Source organism: Microbacterium sp. MTN4-26, assembly GCF_042846595.1.
GTDB classification, from domain to species: domain Bacteria; phylum Actinomycetota; class Actinomycetes; order Actinomycetales; family Microbacteriaceae; genus Microbacterium; species Microbacterium luteum.
Window position 1 is genome coordinate 1 of record NZ_BTGO01000020.1, and the last position, 16,689, is coordinate 16,689.

Genomic DNA, 16,689 nt, shown 5'->3' on the forward strand with positions numbered 1-16,689 from the left:
ATGAATCTGCGCGAATCTCGGGAGGGGCATCGAAGGGTGGCGCCAGAGCCGACGAGTCCCGGATTTCCGCGGAAGCAGGCGCGGGAGCACCGCTTGTGAGCGTCGACCGGTCGAACGGTTCATGCAGCCTCGGGAGCCTCCGCGGGTATCGCACGACGAGACGGCTCTGTCGTCGTGCATAGGGTGGGCGCGGAGTCGGTGCCTCCGCGCCTCAACTCGCTGGGTCTCCTGCGTGTTGTTCGTGGGGATCGCGTGCGACTGGGCCGATCGGGTGATGTGGTCTGGCTGACGCGGCGCCCTCGTCCTGCTGTTTCGTTGTCGTTCGGAGGAAACCCATGGCCACACGACCCACGCGCACTCGTGCGAACACATCCCGCACAGCACGTGCGCTCGGCGCGATCGCAGGTGTGCTCGCCCTGACGTCGGCTGCCCTGGCCGTGCCGTCGGTCGCCGTCGCTGGCACCCGTGCGCCGGCCAATCCATCCACCGTCACGACCCAGGACGCCACGCCTGGTCCGGACGTGGGGGGAGCGCCGGAGATCACGAGCCAGCCGGTGGATCAGCAGGTTCCGGCGGGGCAGGATGCGACGTTCACGGCCAGCGCGAACCGGTATCTGGAGGTGCAGTGGTACGAGCTGACTTCCGAAGACGCGATCTTCCAGCCCATCGAAGGGGCAACCTCCCCGACCCTCACGTTGAGTGCGGTCACCCGGGATCAAAGCGGCACAGCGGTCCGCGCCGTGTTCGCCAACGGTCCGGGTGAGACCGCGACCCGGGCGGCGCTCCTCACCGTGCTGCCCAGCACCGACGAACCCACGCCAGGCCCGGAGGTGGGGAGTGCGCCGGAGATCACGAGTCAGCCGGTGGACCAGCAGGTTCCGGCGGGGCAGGATGCGACGTTCACGGCTGATGCGTCCCGGTACCTGGAGGTGCAGTGGTACGAGCTGACCTTCGAAGACGCCGTCTTCCAGCCCATCGAAGGAGCGACCTCCACAACGCTCACATTGAGCGCGGTCACGCAGGATGAGAGCGGCACTGCGGTGCGGGCGGTGTTCAGCAACGGCGCGGGAGAGACCGCAACCAGTCAGGCGCTCCTCACCGTCTTGCGTGACTCCGAGGAGCCGGCGCCCGAACCGGTGCCCACGGGGAGCCCAACCCCTGAACCAAGCGCAAGCAGCCCCGCCATGCCCGACGCGGGCGCTGACGACTCCACCCCGCCCACGACGAGCCTTGCCGCGACCGGATCCGAAACGCCGTGGCCTCTCGCCGGGATCGCAGGAGCACTCCTGATCACGGGAGCACTTGCCCTCCTGACCGCGCGACGCCGCAACAGAACACAGAGCTGACTGCGCTCACGCACGCGGGAGACGGCAACTTCCCGCGTGCGTCGAGGCGAAGGCGGATGAACGGTGAACGGCCACCGTTCATCCGCCCGTAACCCTCGCGTCAGCTCCTCGGCCCCGAACCAGGGTCTACTGACGCGGTGATGTTCCCTCGCGCCGCGATGATCCATTGCGGCGTCCTCGCCCTCGCCGGGGCGCTCGCGCTGTGCGGGTGCGCTGCAGCGGATCCCGACGCAGCTCCCGCCGCCGAGCCGGCCGGCGCGAGCACCGTCGTCCCGGAGCCTGGCCGAACCATCGAGGCGACACCGCCCGGCACGGCACCGGCGATGACCGGGTACCGCATCGCCGTGGTCCACCCGCCGACCGCTGAAGCAGACAGGCTGCTTCAGGGTGTGCTCGCCCTCGCGGATGACGCCGGCGCGAGCATCCAGACCTACGACGCGGCGTCGACGGCGGAGAGCGACGTCGCCCAGGCGTTGAGCGACGCGACCGCGGACCAGCCCGACCTCGTCGTGGGTGTGGGGGCGGATGTGGTCGACACGTTCTCATACGACACCGCCCAGATGCTCGACCAGCAGTTCCTCTTGATCGGGGCACAGCTGGCGGAGCCGACGCAGAACGTGACCGCCGTCATCTGGGAGGGCGCGACATCTCGCGGATCGGCGGCCGCCCCCGACGCCGACCTGTCCTCGGAGTCCGCGACCGTCGAGGTCGCCGAGCGCGCAACCGCGTCGGGGATGGCATCCATCCGCGACGGCGTCACCGGGGTCGTCCTCCATCTGTCAAGCCCGTAGGAGCGTTCCCAGCAAGCCGCGCAATCGATACCGGCCGTTCATCTTTCGTCCCCGCCCGGGTCACCCGACGCGACGAACGTGGGGCGGGCGCATCGCGCACATCCCCCTTTCGGTTGTGTTCCATCCCGTTTCCCCTGCCCAAGATTGGTGTGACCTTCCTTGCTCTCTCATGACGCTCTCCCGGCCCCGGCCGGAAACCCGCGCACGAGCCGCGTCTGGCGGCGCTACGCCGCCGGCGTGGCCCTCTGCTCCCTCACCGCGGCGTCGTTCGCCGCGACGGCTCTGCCCGCGGCGGCTGCCCCCGCGACGCAGACGGCCGTGACCGCCGCGGTCACCGGCATCGGCGTCGAGCCCGTGCGCATCCAGGCGGAGGACTACTCCACCGACAACGGCGGCGGTCTCAAGAAGGAGTCGAGCACCGACGCCACGGGTCAGTCGCTCGGCAACGTCGGCGGCACCTGGCCCGGCGGTGAGATCGTCTTCGACACGGTCTCGCTCGGAGCGGCCCCGCTGTCGACGCTGACCGTTCGCTACGTGAACAACTCCGGCCGCGTCGGTCAGAACGCGTCGCTGACCTTCTCCCTTGACGACACGAGTGCCGGCAGCGAACTCGTCACCGTTCCCCTCCCCGTGACCGGCGACAACTGGAACGCCTACGGCACGACGACCGTCGACCTGCCGATGGCCGTCTCGGGTGATCACAAGCTCATCGTGACGATGGATGCCGACACCGACTCGGGCCACCCCTACGTCGGCAACTTCGACTACTTCGAGTTCGGTCCCGAGGCGTTGCCCGACAGCTACCTCACCACCGACGACGAGTGGCGCTACTCCGACGACGGCACCGACCCGTCGGGTGACGGATCGCTCTCGTGGACCACCGCCGACTTCGACGACTCCGCCTGGAAGCAGGCGGCCGGCTCGTTCGGCTCCAAGCGCGGCGCGGCCGACCTCGGTGGCGGCTTCGTCGCCGACACCCTTGTGCAGTACGCGCAGACCGGTTCGTCGGACACGATCCCGACCTACCACTTCCGCAACGAGATCGAGATCTCCGCTGAGCAGCTCGCGCAGCTCGACGGCCTCGAGGGCACCATCACCTACGACGACGCCGTGCGCGTCTACGTGAACGGTGAGAAGGTCGCCGGATTCGTCGACGACCGCGTCGAGACCGCCGCGAACCAGAACCTCACCTACGCGGGCGCCAGCAACGGCAACCCCCTCACGAGCACCTTCACCATTCCGGCGGAGGCCCTCGAGGCGGGCGAGAACACCATCGCCGTCGCGCTCTACCAGGACCGCGAGTCCAGCAGCGACATCTACCTCGACGTGACCTCGCTCGTGCCGACCGTGACCGTGCCGGAACCCGACGAGGCGACGATCACCGACGTGGTGCTCGGCGTCGGAGCGACCGAATCCGAGCGCAACATCTCCTGGTACAGCGACATCGACACGGAGCAGGTGGCGCAGATCGCACCCGCGGCCGACGTCGACGGCGACACCTTCTCCGCATCCGCGACGACCATCGAGACCTCCAAGACCGGCGGCACCTCGAGCGGCGAGTACTTCCGCGACGCCTCGTTCACCGGCCTCGCCGAGAACACCGAGTACGCCTACCGCGTCGGCAGCGACGAGAAGGGCTGGTCGGATGTATACACCTTCCGCACCCAGGACTTCGACGGCGACTTCTCGTTCCTGTTCTTCGGCGACCCGCAGCTCGGTGCCTCCGGCAACGTGACCAGCGACGCCGCCGGCTGGGCCGACACGCTCGACATCGCAACGCAGAGCTACCCCGACGCCGAGCTGCTGTTCTCGGCCGGTGACCAGGTGGAGACGGCGCCGAACGAGCAGCAGTACGAGCTGTTCCTCGCGCCGGAGCAGATGCAGAGCATCCCGTTCGTCGCGACCAACGGCAACCACGACGTCGGTTCGAAGGCCTACGAGCAGCACTTCAACCTGCCCAACGAAGACCTCACGGCCGGTGCCGGTGGGCTCACCACGTCGGGTGGCGACTACTGGTTCATCTACAAGGATGTGCTGTTCATCAACATCAACTCCAACAGTCGCGACTACGACTCGCACAACGCGTTCATGGAGAAGGTCATCGCCGAGCAGGGAGAGAACGCCACCTGGCGCGTGCTCGCCTTCCACCACTCGATCTACTCGGTCGCATCGCACTACGACGACGGCGACATCGAAGACCGTCGCGCGCAGATGCCGTCGACGATCTCGGATCTCGGGTTCGACGTGGTGCTCATGGGCCACGACCACAACTACACCCGCAGTTACCTGGTCAAGGACGGCGAGCTCGCCGACGCGGCAGAGGTCGCCGGTCAGTCGATGATCGAGGCGAAGGACGGCGAGGTGCTGTACGTCACCGCCAACTCCGCCAGCGGCTCGAAGTACTACGACACGCAGGCCCCGGACGCCTGGTTCGCTTCGGTGATCAACCAGGAGAAGGTGCGCAACTACTCGGTGATCGAGGTCACCGACGACGAGATGACCCTGCGGACCCTGCGCAGCCAGGCCAACGGCTCGGCGATGCCGGTCAACAGCGTCGTCGACGAGGTCGTGCTCACGAAGGATGCCGCACCGGAGCTCACCGTTCCGGATGACGCGGAGATCACCGTCGGCGACGAGTTCGACGCCCTCGCGGGTGTGTCGGCCAGCGACAACGTCGACGGCGACCTCACCGACGAGATCTCGGTGGACGGCGCGGTCGACACCGCGACCGCCGGCAGCTACACGCTGACCTACACCGTCTCCGACGCCCGCGGCAACGAGACGGTCGCCACGCGCACCGTCACCGTGGTCGCCGACACTGAGGAGCCGGGCACTGAGGAGCCGGGCACTGAGGAGCCGGGCACCGAGGAGCCGGGCACCGAGCAGCCCGACTTCACGCCCAGCGCGCCCGTGACCGACGGCGCCGACCTGCCGGCCTCGCTCGAAGACGTGATCACCGCCACGCTCGACGGTCGCACCGTCTCGCTCAGCGGTCTCGCCGCGAACGAGTGGCACTTCGGCTACGTCTACTCCACGCCGACGGCGCTGGGCTGGATGGACGTGTCGGCGACCGGCACCGCAACGGTGACGCTGCCCGACTCGCTCGAGGCCGGCACGCACCGCATCGTGGTTCTCGACGCCGACGGCATGATCGTCGGCTGGACGGAGATCACGCTCGCCGCCGACGCCGCACCCGCAAGCGGCGGACTCGCCGCTACCGGTGGCGACCTCGCAGCGGGATGGGGCTTCGCCACCCTCGGCGCGCTCCTGCTCGCCGCCGGCGGGGCGCTGCTGATCGCACGACGCCGCGCAGCCGCCTCGCGCTGACGCCGGCTGCATCGGGGACCGGGCCCGCACCGCCCGGTCCCCGATGCACGGGCGCCTCCCCGCCCCTTCCCGCACCACCCCGCGCCTCGCCCCCGCATCCCCTCCCGAGCCTCACGCATCCCCCTTCCCGAGCCCCGCATCCCCCTGCCCTGGAGCCTTCCGCGCATGTCGCACACATCCCGTTCCCTCCGCTCCCTCTCCTCCGGCGTTCTCGCAGCGCTCGTCGGCGCCGCTCTGGTCGGGAATGCCGTCTTCGGGGCGGCCGTTGCGCCCGCGGTGGCCGCGCCGGTCGCATCCGCAGCCGCACCGACCGAGGGAACCGACTTCGCGGCGCTGGTGAACACCTTCGTGTCGACCGAAGACGACTTCGGCCAGGACCTGCCCGGCGCCGAGGCTCCGAACTCGATCATCAAGATCAACCCCATGACCACGCCGGGGCGGTCGCACAGCGGATACGACTACGCCGAGGACCAGATCGCCGGCTTCACGCACACGAACCTCAACGGCGTCGGCGGTTCCGGCGGCGGCGGTGACCTGCTGGTCGTGCCCACCTACGAGACCTACTCCGCGCGTCCTTCGTCGGGCACGTACGCGAAGACCTACAGCCACGACGCCGAGGAGGCCGAGCCCGGCTACTACGGCGTCGACCTGCAGACCTCGCGCGGCGCGATCCTCGCCGAGGCGACCGTCGACGTGCGCACCGGACAGGACCGGTTCACCTTCCCCGAGGCGGGAACCGCATCCGTCGTCGTGGACCTGCGAAACAACTTCACCAGTCGCCGCGACGCCTCCCTGACGACCTCGACCCTGTCGGACGGTCGCGCCGCACTGTCGGGCGAGTTCACCGGTCACTTCAACGGCTACGACTACCGCATGTACTACTACGCGGAGTCGACCGTCCCGGTCAGCTCGCTGCGCACGTGGGGGTCCTCGGGGGCGCTCGACACCACGGCGACCCGCACCGGCACCGACCTCGGCGCCGTGCTCGAGTTCGACGTGGATGCCGGTGAGCAGGTCGGACTCGAGGTCGCCATCTCCCCCATCAGCGCCGCACAGGCGCGCACCGACCTCGGCGTCGAGATGGGCGAACGCACCTTCGAGGAGGTCCGCGCCGACACCCACGCCGACTGGAACGCCATCCTCGGCCGTCTCGCGGTCACCGCATCCACCACGAGCGACCCCGACGGCGACCTGCAGCAGCTGTTCTACACGCACCTCTACCGCATGTTCGGCGCCCCGGTGAACGCCACCAGCACGAGCGGCACCTACCGCGGCCTCGACGGCGAGATCTACGCCGCCGACGGCTACATCCACTACGACGGCTGGGGATTCTGGGACGACTTCCGCAAGTACGAAGTGCTCGCGATCGGCTACCCCGAGGTCTTCCGCGACATGGCGCAGTCCATCGTCGACCTCTATGCGAGCTTTGCGAACACCGGCAGCGGGTCGCTGTCGAACCAGGTGCACTCGGTGCCGACCGTGCGCTTCGAGCGCGCCGCGGTCGTCGTCGCCGACGCCGTGGCCAAGGGCGCGCAGCTGAGAGGCCTCGAGGCGGCATGGCCCGCCCTGGTCTCGCAGTCGCAGGGTGGATACGCCGACGCCGGCAACGTGCAGCGCGGCTACATCGCGAACGAGGTCGACGACACCCTCGGCACCGCGTATGACGACTGGGCGCTCGCGACGATCGCCGACGCGCTCGGCAAGACCGCCGAAGCCGACGCCTACCGGCTGCGCGCGGCGAACTGGACGAACCTGTACAAGAGCGACGCGGTCACCCTCGCCGATGGCACGACGACTGGTCTGGTCTTCCCCAAGAACGCGGCCGGCGTGTGGGCGGATGTGAACCCCGAGCGCTTCGAGGCCGGCAACGTGTACCAGGGCACGCTGTGGCAGTACAACTGGTACGTCGCCCCCGACATGGGCGGGATGATCGAGAAGATGGGAGGCGCCGAGACCACCCTCGAGGCGCTGAGCTTCATGTTCGGCGAGCACGCTCCCGACGACGGCTCCCGGATGCTGCACGCCAACGCCAACGAGATCGATCTGCAGGCGCCCTATCTGTTCAACTACGTCGGCTCGCCCGCGCAGACCCAGCACTGGGTGCGCAGCATCTACACCGACGAGACTTGGAACCGCTACATCGCCACCGGCTCGACGCACGAGGCGCCGACCAACGGCGGCGAGTTCACCCCGCCCGTGAAGACGTCGGTCTACAGCAACTCGCCGCAGGGGTTCCTGCCGACGATGGACAACGACACCGGAACCATGTCATCGATGTTCGTCGCCGCCGCGATGGGACTGTTCCCCGTCGCCGCCGGGTCGGACGAGTACCAGATCGGCACGCCGTTCTTCGAGAACGTGCGGATCTCCTACGAATCGGGTCGCACGTTCGACATCTCCGCCGACGGTGTCTCGCCCGACGACTACTACATCCAGTCGGCGACCCTCAACGGCGAGAGCTTCGACCGCACGTGGGTCACCTACGACCAGCTCACCGGGGGCGGATCGCTGGCCTTCACGATGGGCGACACCGCCTCGGACTGGGCGGCCGACGGAGTGGCTCCCGCGTCGCTGAGCGACACCCTCCCGAGCTCGGTCTACAACCCGACCGGCGCCGTCGTGGTCTCCGAGCGCGAGTTCCGCTCCACCGCCGGCGACGGGTCGATCGAGAACACGGTGGCGCTGACCATCACCAACGGCACGTTCGCCGGGCGGAACGGTGACGATCTCGCCGCGAGCGGGGCGATCACCGCCTCCGGAGTTCCGGACGGCCTCACGCTGCGGGCGGAGCGCACCGGTGACCGCTCGGTGGATCTCATCCTCACCGGCAACGCGACGGCCTCGACGGAGTTCGACAGCATCGACGACCTCGTCGTGCAGGTGACCGACGCCGCGTTCAGCCGCACGCCGTCGACCGGCGCGCAGGAGTTCGTGTTCAAGGTGACCTTCACCGGCGCATCCCTCGCGGTCGATCGCACCACGGTGCTCGCCGCCGCCGACGGCACCGTCGACGCCACGGTCGGGCTCACCCTGCGCGGTGCGACCTTCGCCGGCGCCGACGGTCGCGACCTCGTCGCCGACGGTCTCGTGACCGTGCCGGGGCTGCCGGCCGGCGTCGCCGCCGCGTTCGTCAAGACCGGTGCCGCGACGGCCGACCTGCGCCTGACCGGGTCGATGGGGGATGCCGCCACGGCCGCCTTCGCGCTCGCCTTCACCGACGCCGCCCTCGAAGGAGCGGCCGCAGCCGCGCTGCGCGGTGACGGCGTCTCGGGGCTCGGAACGCTCACTCTCGCAATCGATCAGGAGTGGCGCCGTCAGCTGACCGAGGCGCTCGCCGATGCCGACCTGGTGGTGCGGGGTGCCTACTCGACGGCCTCGTTCGCCGCGTTCGACGAGGCGCGAGAGGCTGCCCGGTCCCTGCTCGCCGAGGACTCGGCGGGCGACGACGCGCTTCGCGCCGCGCTGGACCGGCTGGAACGCGCTGCGGACGACCTGCGGATCTCCCCGGCGACCGACCGGGTCGTGCTCGACGGCGTCGCCTACGCCGATGTCGCCTTCGACGACGACTTCTCGGTCGATCGACTGGCGGAGTACACCGCCTACGGCGACGCATCGGAGCCGGCCGCCGACCTCGCGGTCGATGCCGAAGAGGGCGTGCTGGAGGCCATATCCACCGACGGTCGCCGCTGGACGCACCTCGCCCTTCCGGCCGAGACGAGCGAGCCCTTCGCGCTCGTGGTCGAGCCGCGCGCCTTCGCCGGCACGGGTTCGGCGGAGGACAGCCTGTTCATCGGACTGACCGATGGGGTCGGCAACCGCGCGCACAGCTGGTTCAACAACACCCGCTCCGAGACCGGGTTCGACGTCGTCGTGGACGGTAGCGGACGGGATGTCGGCGCGGGCATCCAGGGCGGCGTCTCGTGGGAGCCGGGCGACCGCTTCGCGACGGTCGTCGACGACGGCCGGATCACCTCGTGGGTGGAGCGGAACGGCACCTGGTCCGAGCTGCGCAGCGGTTCGCTCGACGCCGTGCTGAGCGTCGACGAGCGTGCCGACTGGGCACCCACCGTGAGCCTGCGGCTCGACCCGGGCACCATCAGCCTCGACCGTGTGACGCTGCTGCAGGCCGACGACGACGCGCCGGTTCTTCCGACACGCGTCGAGGCGGAGGAGTTCACCTCGTCGAGCGGCGGCTCGCTCGTGGCCGAGGGCACGAGTCCGTCGGGCAACGTCGGCGGGACGTACGACGGCGGCGAACTGGTCTACGACGACGTCGCCTTCGGCACCGGCCCGCTCACGACGCTGACCGTGCGCACATCCACTCGCGACGAGCGCGTCGGGGCGAACCCGCGCCTGGAGTTCTACCTCGACGAGCAGACCGAGGAGAACCGGGTCGCGAGCGTCGCGCTTCCGAAGACCGGGGGCTGGGGGAACTACGTCACCACCACCGTGGACCTCGAACGCGAGGTGTCGGGACGCCACACGCTCATCGTCGTGATGCACTCCGACCCTGTCCCGGGGCAGGCCTATCAGTACGTGGCGAACTTCGACTGGTGGGAGTTCGCGCCGGACGAGCAGACGCCGCAGCCGGTGAATCGCGACGAGCTGCAGACGGCCGTGTCGTCGACATCCGAGCTCGTCGCTCAGGAGGAGCGGTTCCTCGCGATCGACTTCGCCGTGTTGGAACGGGCCGTCGCCGAGGCGGAGGCCGTGCTGGGCGACGAGGCGGCGACCCAGGCCGAGGTCGACGAGGCGCTCCGCGTGCTGCAGGCGGCGCAGGGGCAGCTCGAGTGGAAGGTCATCCGCGCTCTGCCGGTGCTCATCGCCGAGGCGGAGGCCGTGGACCGCTCCCCGTACACCGACGAGTCGCTCGGCCGCCTCGACGACGCTCTGGCGCAGGCACGCGCCGTCGCCGGAGGGTCGAGCTACGAGACGTACACCGCCGCGCACGACGCGCTGCGCGAGGCGCTCGCCGCACTCGAGCAGCCCGAGGAGCCGGGGACGGAGGAGCCCGGCACGGAAGAGCCGGGCACGGGGGAGCCTGGGACCGAGGAGCCTGGCGCGGGAGAGCCTGAGACGGAGCAGCCGGGCACGGAGGAGCCTGGGACCGAGGAGCCTGGCGCGGAACAGCCTGAGACGGAGGAGCCCGGGACGGAGGAGCCGGGCACGGAAGAGCCTGGGACCGACGGGCGACCGGGCTTCGTGCCGGCTGCTCCGACCGTTGACGGTGACGATCTGCCGCTCGTGTTCCGCGACGTCATCACCGTCTCCGTCGCGGGCCGCGACGTGACGGTCGGCGGTCTGGCCGCGGACGAATGGCACTTCGGATACGTCTACTCCGAGCCGCAGCCTCTCGGCTGGGCGCTCGCCGACGCTGACGGAGGCGCCACCCTCACGCTCCCCGCAGGCCTCGACGCCGGCGAGCACCGTCTCGCAATGCTCGACGCCGACGGCGAACTCGTTGGATGGGCCGAGTTCACCGTGGCGGATCTGCCGGTGACCGGAGGAGACGCGACGGCCGCGTGGGTGATCGGCGTTCTCGCGCTGGCCGGCATCGCGGGCGGAGTCGTGCTCGTGCGCCGCCGCTCCCGCGGAACCGCCGCGGAGTGACCAGCGTCCTGACGGGTGCCGGTCAGGCTGCTGCCCGTCCGGTCAGGGCGCTGCCCCGGTGCCGGTGAGGTCGCTGCCCATCCGGTCAGGCCGCTCCCCCGGTGCACCAACTCAGGCTGAGACGGCGGATTCGGTGCCGTGGCGGCGTCCAGAGGCCGTCCCAGCCTGAGTTCCGGCACGGGGCGGTTCGGATACCATCCGGACGCCGCCGGTGGACACGGACGGCGGGAGGCAACTGTTCACGTGGGCGGGTGCGACCAAACGGGGATCGGGTCGCGGGGTTGGTTCCGGCTCCTCCAGAGCCGTCGCGCCCGGTGCGGCGACCTCTCATGCACCAACTCAGGCTGTGCGGGCGGATTCGGTGCCGCAGCGGCATCCCAACACCGTCCCAGCCTGACTTAGGTCCGGCGGAAGGGTCGAAGGACGGAGGCGGCGACGCCTCGGGGCGACGGGTCAGTGAGGCGGAACCAGCTGCTGGAACTCGTTGAACATTGCCATCACCTGATCGTCGAGGTCGACCTGCGCCAGCAGGATGCCGATCGTGCCGTCGGGGTCGACGAAGAAGTCGGTGCCGAGGCCGCCCGACCAGCCGAACCGACCGGCGTGGTCGCCGCCGGTCTGCACGCCGACGCCGAAGCCCCACCCCATCTGGTCCCAGAAGCCGGGGAAGAAGCTGTCCGGCCGCTTGAGTGCGCCCGGGATACGATCGGATGTCATCAGCTTCAGCAGCTCCGCCGAAACCAGCGGCCCGTCACCGACCTCGGCTCCGTGGCTGAGTGCGCGGAGAAAGCGGGCGTAGTCCGCGACGGTGGACACGAGCTCTTCGTGGCTGACGTCGTGGGCGGGAGGTCCGGCGTAGAACCCGCCACCGGCGGGTTCGCTCTCGACCAGCACGTCGCCGTCGCGTCGGTAGGTCGCCGGCAGTCGGTGCGCGGATGCTGACGGGGTCCAGAATCCGGTGTCGACCATGCCGAGCGGGACGAGGAGGTCGTCACGCAGATGGTCGGGCGTGGAGCGGCCGACCACGCGGGAGATGAGGACGCCGAGAATGCCGAAGGAGTGGTGGTAGCGCCATCCCTCACCCGGGGCGAAGGCGAGCGGAAGGCTCGCCGCCCTTGCCAGCCACTCGTCGGCCCCGAGGCCGCTCGGCTGCGGACCTGCCTCGAGTCCTGTCTCGACCATGGCCTGGGCGAGAGGGGAATCGGTCGTCATCATGCCGTATCCGCTGGTGTTGGTGAGCAAGTGGCGCACGGTGATCGGCCGGGGCGATGGCCGCGTGTCGTCGAGCGGCGCGTCCGGATGCGACAGCACGACCGGGTCGGCGAGCTCCGGCAGCCATCGCGCCACGGGGTCGTCGAGCTTGATGAGCCCACGATCGACCAGCCGCAGCGCCGCGACGGTGGTGACGGGTTTGGTCATGGACTGGATGCGGAAGATCGCGTCGACGTCGAGGTCCGGTCCGCCGAGCGCGGACGCACCCACGGCGAGCGGTGCGGGGTCGGCACCCGGTGCGACAACGACGGCGACGGCTCCGGGAACGGTGCCGGTCGAGACGTGACGCGCCAGCAGCTGCTCGAGCGGGGAGGTCATGAGATCACCGTGCCACGCTGTCGCCGTCTGTGCACCAACTCGGCCTCCTGTGCGCCAACTCAGGCTGAGAGGGCGAAATTGGCGCCGCTGCGGGTGTCGAGGCCCGTCTCAGCCTGAATTGCTGCGCGAAGGCGTGCGCGAAACGGGGTGAAGGCGGTGTGAGGCCGACCGGCGGCGTGGTGAGACCGGCCGACGCCGGGGCGAGGGCGACCGGCGCCGTAGCGGAAGCCGCGTGACACCAACTCAGGCTGAGAGGGCGGATCGGGCGCCGCAGCGGCCGTTCGGGGCGGTTCCAGCCTGAGTTAGGGCAAGAAGGGCGGGGGTGAAGGCAGCGGCGAAGATCGGGCAACGGCGAAGACCTGGCGACGGCGACAGACGGGCGGGCCGGCGGACGCGAAGGTGGGACCCTGAAAGGCGGGCGTGCGCGAAGGAGGGCCGCACCGACCCGCGCCGACCCCCGCCGACCCGCGGCGACCCCCGCCGACCCGCGCCGACCCCCGCCGACCCGCGGCGACCCGCGGCGACCCGCGCCGACCCGCGTCGACCCGCGCCGGGCCCGTGCGGAATGCGTGACGCTGCCGACGGTGTTGCCCACGGTGTGAGCTGAGGCGTCCGCGCAGACGGCGGACGGGGAAAAGGACGGTACTCATGGCACGCATCACGGTTCTCGGCGGCAGCGGATACGCTGGAGCGGCGGTGGCCGCTGAGGCGGCGCGCCGCGGACACGAGGTCACGTCGGTCAGCCGCTCGACTCCCGACGCGTCGGCCGAGGGGATCGACCACGTGGCCGGAGACGCGCGCGACGCGCAGACACTGTCGAGCGTCGTGCAGGGCCGCGACGCCGTCGTGGTGGCCCTGTCGCCCCGCGGTGACATGGCAGGCGAGGTGGAGGATGTGCTGGAGCGCCTCCTGGACGAGGTCGCGGGCTCCGCGACGCGCGTGGGCTATATCGGCGGGGCGTCGTCTCTGCAGCTCGAAGAGGGCGGGCGGACACTTTGGGACGTCTCCCACGAGAACCTCCCCGCCGAGGTCAAGCCCGAGATCGAGACGGGTCTGCGCACCCTCGACATCCTGAAGCAGTCCCCGGAGTCGGTCGACTGGTTCTACGTCAGCCCGCCGTCGGACTTCGGCGCCTGGTTCGGCACGCCCTCGCGCGGGTCGTACGTGCTCGGCGGCGACGTTCTCCTCAAGGACGCCGACGGAGCCTCGACCATCTCCGCCGCCGACCTGGCGCTGGCGATCGTCGACGAGATCGAGCGCCCCGCCCACCGGCGTGCCCGCTTCACCGCCATCTGGGGTCCGGCCTGAGCGGCACCCCCGCTGCAGCTGACTACCCGGTCCCGGCGGTCGCGATGGATGCGCGCTCGGTCCACGTGCGCGCGGTGACGCGGTCGAGATCGACCTGGCGACGCATGGCCACGGGTCGCCGTAGCTGGTGAGCACCTTCACGATCACCGGCAGCAGCTCGATCATGAAGAACAGGCCCGCGATGAGCAGGTGCGCCCACCGGATCGCCGGTTCCTGCTCAGCCAGGCGCTCCATGGCGCTCATCTGGCTGAGCAGCCCCGTCGCACCCGCGTTGCCCGACGCGACGGACTCGGCCTGCTCGTTATATGCCGCCAGCGCCATGTCGTATTGCTCCCGGGCCACGGGCAGCTCGTCTTCGGCCTGCTGCTTGTTGATCTCGGATGCGCTCGCCGCGGCATCCGCGCTGGCTCCGTTCGCGGCGGTGAGGGCGTTCTGCGCCTCCAGCAGCTGGGCGGCCGTCTCGTCGTATGCCGCCTGTGCCGCGCTCAGCTGCGCCTCGGCGGCCTCGGAGCTCGATCCTTCGCCCGTGACGCCGGAGCATCCTTCGACCTCGCCGGCACCGGCGCCCGTCAGCTCGCACTGGTAGAGCAGGCGCGCCTCGTCGATGACCGCCTGCTTCTCGGCGAGCTGGGCGGTGAGCTGGTCGACCGTCGTCTGCGCGGCGGCCGCCTCGGCAGAGGTCGACGACGTGCCCGCGATAATGCCCGTCGCCGCCTGGTTCTCCAGTTCGGCGAGGCGCTCGCCGGCAGCGTCGAGCGCCTGCGCTTCGGGCCCGTCGGTGACCGCCGTCTGGTCCTCGAGGGCCTGCACCACGTTGGTCGCGTTCATCTCGCGCGTGATGTCGTTCTGGAAGATCTGCAGCACGAGCGGTTCCGCCACGACGACGCCGATCAGCGCCGCCATCACCACGCGCGGGAACGCGAGACCGAGCAGACGCCACGGATTGCGCGTGGAGGTCATCGTCGAGGTGAGGAACCGGTCGAGGTTGAAGATGATGAGGGCCCACACGATCGCCAGCGGCACGGCGATCCACACGATCACCTCTACGCCGGTCAGGAGCGCGAAGAACATCGACAGCGCCGAGACGACGGCGGTGCCGAGCAGCACGAAGAACATCTGCACGAAGCGCGGGGTCTCAGCCGGCACGTCGTCGAGGATGTCGCCGTCTGCGCCGCCGAGGATCGCCAGGCGTCGTGACAGCGGCATCCGGCGTCGGCGTCCGGCACGGGGACGGCGCCCCCGCGGCGCGACGTCGGGCTCCGGCTCGTCCGTCGCGGTGTCGTCGAGGACGACGGTCGGCTCCGTCGCGGTGCCGGCAGGGAGCGCGGATGCCGCCTCAGCGGCGCCGGTCTCCTGATCGACGTCGTCGCGCGCGGGCTTCAGGTCGGAGAGGTACTGGGGTTCGGCGTCATCGTCGACCGGGAACTCGATCTGGCCGTCGGAGCCGAACTGGCCGGGGCGATGAGCGGAATAGTTCACCGGGACACCCTGCACGTTCTCGCTATGGCCAGCCTGGGCGAACGCCGCATGCGACCCGCGGATCCGCCGGGCGCGGATCCGCCGGGCTCCGTGCCCGGCGCGCGCGTCACACCTCGACGGGAGCGTTCCGGCGCGCCGGCGCCGTGACCACGTCGAGAAGGTGCGGTCCGAGCGGGCGGTCGGTGCCCAGCACCATGCGTGTTCGCACTCCCGGGTGGTCGACGGCACCGAGGCGCTGCCCGCGCAGGTCGGCCACGGTCTGCCCGCGTCCGGGGCCGTCGGTCGTGTCGACGACGACGGGCACGCGCGGGGCGAGGGTCGGGATGACGCCGCCCGCGGCGATCGCCGCCGCCAGCGGATCGTGCAGCGCCGAGCTTCGCGTGCCGTAGGTGGGCAGGTAGAAGTCGAAGTAGAGGTCGAGGATCTCGCCGAGAGCGCGCGCGCCGGGAACATCCGATTCCAGCAGCCGCAGCCGGTCCGCCTCGTGCAGCACGTTCTCCATCGTGACATCCAGCGGCACGATCGTGAGGTCCCAGTCGGCCTCGACGACAGCGGCCGCCGCCTCCGGGTCGTTGCCGATGTTCGCCTCGGCAACCGGCGAGAGGTTTCCCGGGGCGAGCGCGGCGCCGCCCATGATCGTCACGGCGATCACGCGGGACGGCAGGGTCGGGTCCTCGCGCAGCGCCAGCGCGAGATTGGTGAGCGGTCCGATCGCGACGATGTGCAGGTCGCCGGCGTGCTCGTGCGACAGATCGATCAGCAGCCGGGCCGCCGATGCCGCCACCGGTTCGTGGGGCGAGGTCGGCAGGTCGACGTCGCCCACGCCGTTGACTCCGTGGATGTGCGGCACGCCGCCGTTGTACGTCTTGCGCAGGTGATCGCGCGCCCCGATCGCCACCGGAACCTCCGGCGCGCCGAGAAGGGCCAGCAGATCCAGGGAGTTGCGCGCGGCCTGCTCGCTGCTGGTGTTCCCGCTGACCGTTCCGATCCCGACCAGCCGCACCGCCGGCGACGACAACAGATAGGCAAGGGCGAGGGAATCGTCGACTCCGGTGTCGCAGTCGAGGAAGACGGGCATCGGGGCGGTGGCGGGGGCGTTCATCGGGAAGAACCTACCCGCGCCGGGGCGCGCGGACCGACTCGGGAGGAGCATCCGAGGCGAATCTTCACGCGCCCGAAACAGGCGGACGGCTAGCGTCGGATGACACGCACGGAAAGCGACGCCCTCCAGGGGTGGG

Annotated in this window: 7 protein-coding genes and 1 pseudogene; 5 read left to right on the top strand and 3 right to left on the bottom strand. The window is 70.4% G+C overall.

Going from position 1 to position 16,689, the window contains the following annotated elements; all coding sequences use genetic code 11:
• Window positions 1-335: 335 nt before the first annotated feature.
• The 4 genes from ACGG9C_RS14705 (at window position 336) to ACGG9C_RS14720 (ending at window position 11,074) form a co-directional block, all read left to right on the top strand.
• Complete coding sequence (locus ACGG9C_RS14705; RefSeq protein WP_071045264.1) at window positions 336-1,346, top strand: immunoglobulin domain-containing protein; 1,011 nt, start codon at window positions 336-338, stop codon at window positions 1,344-1,346.
• A gap of 137 nt (window positions 1,347-1,483) precedes the next feature.
• Window positions 1,484-2,137: a hypothetical protein gene (locus tag ACGG9C_RS14710; RefSeq protein WP_194384061.1), complete on the top strand. Its 654-nt coding sequence runs from the start codon at window positions 1,484-1,486 to the stop codon at window positions 2,135-2,137.
• A 237-nt stretch (window positions 2,138-2,374) separates the two neighbouring features.
• Entirely contained in the window at window positions 2,375-5,464 is a 3,090-nt protein-coding gene (locus ACGG9C_RS14715; protein ID WP_194384060.1) for an immunoglobulin-like domain-containing protein, read from the top strand.
• Window positions 5,465-5,629: 165 nt separating this feature from the next.
• Complete coding sequence (locus ACGG9C_RS14720) at window positions 5,630-11,074, top strand: glycoside hydrolase domain-containing protein (protein ID WP_194384059.1); 5,445 nt, start codon at window positions 5,630-5,632, stop codon at window positions 11,072-11,074.
• 453 nt (window positions 11,075-11,527) lie between these two features.
• On the opposite strand, the gene ACGG9C_RS14725 is transcribed toward ACGG9C_RS14720, so the two are convergent.
• A complete protein-coding gene (locus tag ACGG9C_RS14725; RefSeq protein ID WP_194384058.1) occupies window positions 11,528-12,664 on the bottom strand; it encodes a serine hydrolase in 1,137 nt (378 codons plus the stop codon).
• A 648-nt stretch (window positions 12,665-13,312) separates the two neighbouring features.
• On the opposite strand from ACGG9C_RS14725, the gene ACGG9C_RS14730 reads away from it, so the two are divergent.
• Window positions 13,313-13,972, top strand: a complete 660-nt coding sequence (locus ACGG9C_RS14730) for an NAD(P)H-binding protein (RefSeq protein ID WP_194384057.1) — start codon at window positions 13,313-13,315, stop codon at window positions 13,970-13,972.
• A gap of 177 nt (window positions 13,973-14,149) precedes the next feature.
• Here the strand turns inward: ACGG9C_RS14730 and ACGG9C_RS14735 are convergent.
• A pseudogene (locus ACGG9C_RS14735) lies at window positions 14,150-15,178 on the bottom strand (DUF4407 domain-containing protein); the annotation flags it as partial.
• A 379-nt stretch (window positions 15,179-15,557) separates the two neighbouring features.
• On the bottom strand, window positions 15,558-16,553 hold the full coding sequence (locus ACGG9C_RS14740; RefSeq protein ID WP_194384056.1) for a nucleoside hydrolase: 996 nt from the start codon (window positions 16,551-16,553) through the stop codon (window positions 15,558-15,560).
• Window positions 16,554-16,689: the final 136 nt, after the last annotated feature.

Bases quoted from the DNA above. Each gene is read 5' to 3' on its own strand.
- ACGG9C_RS14705 (WP_071045264.1), top strand. From the start codon at position 336: ATGGCCACACGACCCACGCGCACTCGTGCGAACACATCCCGCACAGCA.
- ACGG9C_RS14720 (WP_194384059.1), top strand. From the start codon at position 5,630: ATGTCGCACACATCCCGTTCCCTCCGCTCCCTCTCCTCCGGCGTTCTC.
- ACGG9C_RS14725 (WP_194384058.1), bottom strand. From the start codon at position 12,664: ATGACCTCCCCGCTCGAGCAGCTGCTGGCGCGTCACGTCTCGACCGGC.
- ACGG9C_RS14730 (WP_194384057.1), top strand. From the start codon at position 13,313: ATGGCACGCATCACGGTTCTCGGCGGCAGCGGATACGCTGGAGCGGCG.
- ACGG9C_RS14740 (WP_194384056.1), bottom strand. From the start codon at position 16,553: ATGAACGCCCCCGCCACCGCCCCGATGCCCGTCTTCCTCGACTGCGAC.